Raw genomic sequence first — 3,656 nt, 5'->3', positions numbered from 1 at the left:
CCCCCGGCCCGGGCGGCCTCGACGCCCCCGCCCCGAGCCGACCCGAATCGCTCGACTCGGACCCGAGCTCGCCTTGCCTGCGCAGCACCCGCAGCGGCGACCCCACCCCCGTCGCCGTCACCGCCAGCGCCCCCAGCAGCGCGAGTACGGCGGCGGGCGCGAGTACCGCCCACGGTGCTCGCTCGGCGTACGGCTGGTTCTCCGCGAGCAGCAGGCCCCACTCCGGGGATGGCGGCTGTGTGCCCAGGCCGAGGAAGCCCAGTGCGGCCAGCGCCAGTGCCACGCCGGGCAGGCGCAGCAGCGCGTGGCGGGCGACCGGTGGCAGGACGGCGGGGAGCAGGTGGCGCCGGATCACGTGCGCGCGGTCCGCGCCCAGGCTCCTGGCCGCGGCGACGTGCTCGGTGGCCCGCTCCTGCCGCAGCAGCGCGGAGGTGTGGGCGGCCAGCGGGACCCACGCGACGATCGCCACGGCGAGCGCGGGCGTCATCGTGCCGGGGCCCGCGACTCCCGCGACGAGGAGCCCGGCGAGGACCGGCGGGATCGCGTTGAGGGTGTCGACGAGCGGCCCCGAGAGGCGCGGCAGCAGCCCCAGAAGCAACCCGGCCAGCAGCGCGGCGGCGCTGATGGCCAGGGAGAGCGCCAGGGTGTTCAGCGCGCCGTGGCCGATCCGGGCCAGCAGGTCCCGGCCGAGGCTGTCCGTCCCGAACGGGTGCGCCCACGACGGCGCCCGCAGCCGGGCGTTGGTGTCCAGGGCGAGCGGATCCCGTGGCAGCGCAAACGCGACGACGACGAGCAGCACCGCCCCGTACGCATACGCCGCCCACCCGCGCCGCCCGCCCCTCCGCGGATGCAGCGTCGGCAGCGCCCCGTCGCGCAGCGCCGGACCACTGGCCCGCCCGGCCCCGTACCGCAGCAGGCCACCCGCGACCGCCGCGAGCACGATCAGCACCAGCGCGCTGGTCTGCAGCACCGGCAGGTCCTGGGCGACGGCGGCGTCCAGGGTCGTACGCCCGAGCCCCGGTATGTCGAAGACCTGCTCCACGGCGACGGCGCCACCGGTGAGCCCCACCACGAACAGCCCGAGATTCGGCAGCAGCCCCGGCAGGCAGCGCCGCACCGCGTGCCCGGCGATACGCCCCGCCGGGATGCCGCGGGCGGCCGCCGCCTTCGCCCAGGGTTCCGCGAAGGCGCCGGGCAGCAGATCGGCGAGGAGCCGGCCCAGCAGGGCGCCGGCGGGCAGGCCCAGCGAAAGGGCGGGCAGGATCAGCCACTTGGGCCCGTAGAAGCCGAGCGCCGGCAGCCAGCCCAGCTGCACACCGACCACGGTCGCGAGCACCGAGGCGAGCAGGAATTCGGGCAGCGCGGCCAGCGCGGCGGCACCGCTGCCGCCGGGCCGCCGCGCCGCGAGCCGGCCGCGGGCGCCGAGCCGGAGCGTGCGTCCGCACCCGACCGCCGCGGTGGCGACGGCGACGACCATGGCCGCGACCATCAGCAGCAGCGACGAGCCGAGCGCCTGCAGCACCGCCGGCAGCACCGGATCGCCGGAGATCCACGACTCCCCGGCGTCACCGCGCAGCAGCCCGCCGGCCCACCGCCCGAGCAGCCGCAGCGGCCCGGCGTCGAGGCCGAGTTCGTCCCGCACGGACGCCAGCACCTCGGGCGTGGCCGTCCGCTCCTGCGCCCGCGCCTTCAGGACGGTGAGCGCCGGGTCGGTGCGCGACAGCCACGGCAGCAGGCCGATCGCGCAGCCGACGCCGGCGGCGAGGAGCAGCCGCCAGAGCGCCGTGAGACCGCGTCCCCGCTTCGGCATCAGCGCCGGGTGCCGGTGCCCACGAGGGCGCGCTCGTACGGGTCGAGGATCTCACCGCCGACCGACGCCCCGACGCCGGTGACGATGCGCTGGTGGACCAGCGGCACGACGGCGTCGGTGCGCAGGATCGCCGCCTCGGCCGCCATCGTGGCGTCCTGGCGCCCGTCGGTGTCGGCGGTGTTCTCGGCCTTCTTCACTGCCGCGTCGACCTTGTCGTCGCAGAGCAGCGAGAGGTTGTAGCTGCCGTCGCACGTGTAGTCGCTGGCCAGCACGGACACGGCGTCGCCGGTGTCGAGCATGGTGTTGCGGGCGCCGACGAACGCGTCGAACTTCCCCTCCAGCGCGTCCGGTTCGATCCGCGACGACTCCCGCACCTCGATCCTGACCTTGAACCCGGCCTTCTCCAGCTGCCCCTTGAGCACCTGGGCGACCTCGGGCAGCTCGGGCCGGTTGTCGTACGTGCCGATGGTGACGGCCGCGCCGTTCGGCTCGGCCGCCTTCGCCCGCGCCTCGGGCTTGACCCGCTTGTCCGCGGCCCAGGTCAGCGCCGGGCCGAAGATGCCCTTGCCGGGATCGGCATGGCCCTCGTAGACGCCCTTCGCGAGCGCCGAGGTGTCGATCGCGGCGCGGGCGGCGGCGCGCAGCCCCGGATCCTTGAACGGGCCCTTCTCGGTATTGAGCTGCAGCCCCGTGGTCCGCGAGGTGGCGGTCTCCTTGCGGCTGCCCTTGTCGAGGGAGGACGCCTGCGAGACCGGGATCGCCTCGGCGATGTCGGCCTCGCCGGTGCGCAGCGCGTTGGTGCGGGCGGCGCCGTCAGCGATGAAGCGGGCGTCGATCCCGGCGGCCTGCGCCCGGCCGCCCCAGTAGTCGTCGAAGCGGTCGAGGGTGGCCGCGGTGGCGCCGGTGGTCTTGGTGAGCTCGAACGGACCGGTGGCGGTGCCGACCGGGCTGACCTTGCCGCTCTTCCCGTACGCCTTGGCCGAGAGCACGGCGAGGCCGGGGCTGGACAGCCGCAGCGGCAGCGCCGGATCGGGGTCGGCGGTGGTGATACGGACCTGGCGGTCGCCGACGGCCTTTGCGGTGATGCTGACGCCCGACAGCGCGGCCGTCACCGGCTTCGCCCGGGCCGCGTGCTCGAGGGCGGCGGCCACCGCGGCGGGCGTGACCTTGCTGCCGTCCTGGAACTCCGCTTCGCGCAGCGTGAACAGCCAGCCCCGGTCGCCCTTGCGCTGCCAGGAGTCGGCGAGCGCGGGCGCCGCGGTGCCGTTGGCGTCGAGCTTCGTCAGGCCCTCGGTGACGCCGAGGCGGCTGAGCAGCGTGGCGTCGGCGCCGTACGGGGAGAAATTCTCGGCGGGCGGGAAGGCGAGCGCGACCTTGAGCCGGCCGCCGCCGTCCCCGCTGGACGACGCTTCCTGACCGCCGGCGAAACAGCTGGTCAGGAGCGGGGCTATGAGGAGGCCGGCGATGAGCGGGCGGCGGCGGAGGGAGTGCATGATCCTCGTTCGGGGTGAGGGGCTGGGCGGGGGCGAAGAGATCTGGGCGGCTACGGCCGCATCGGCACCTCGAAATGCACCACCCGCACGGGCTCCGCCTCCTCGCCCTCGTCGCACACCACCTTGCCGAGCGAGCGCCAGAAGGCCTCGGCACCGGGCACCGCCGGATCGGTGTGCAGATAGACCGCGCGATAGCCGCCCGCGCCCGCGGCGAAGTCCAGCAGCTCCGCGACCAGCCGTCGCGCGAGCCCCCGGCGCCGGTGCTCGGCGCGCACGTACACCCGCCGCAGCTGCGCCGTGTCCCCCGAGGGGAACCGCTCGGCGATCCAGCGCGGGTTCGGCGGGTGTACGTG

The 3,656-nt window shown here is 75.8% G+C and carries 3 protein-coding genes; all 3 read right to left on the bottom strand.

Annotation, left to right across the window (positions count from 1 at the left end):
- On the bottom strand, positions 1 to 1,810 hold a 1,810-nt coding region (locus G5C51_RS40615; protein ID WP_165245757.1), incomplete at its 3' end, for an ABC transporter permease subunit.
- A complete protein-coding gene (locus G5C51_RS40610) occupies positions 1,810 to 3,303 on the bottom strand; it encodes an ABC transporter substrate-binding protein (protein ID WP_165245755.1) in 1,494 nt (497 codons plus the stop codon). The genes G5C51_RS40610 and G5C51_RS40615, both read right to left, overlap by 1 nt.
- Before the next feature lie 50 nt (positions 3,304 to 3,353).
- Positions 3,354 to 3,656, bottom strand: a 303-nt coding sequence (locus G5C51_RS40605; protein WP_165245753.1) for a GNAT family N-acetyltransferase, incomplete at its 5' end; no start/stop codon positions are given.

This window comes from Streptomyces coryli, from assembly GCF_011044975.1.
In the GTDB taxonomy this organism is placed as follows: Bacteria; Actinomycetota; Actinomycetes; order Streptomycetales; family Streptomycetaceae; genus Streptomyces; species Streptomyces coryli.
This window is presented reverse-complemented; position numbering and strand designations above follow the sequence as displayed.

Coding starts and splice junctions, on each gene's coding strand:
- G5C51_RS40610 (WP_165245755.1), bottom strand. CDS start 3,303: ATGCACTCCCTCCGCCGCCGCCCGCTCATCGCCGGCCTCCTCATAGCC.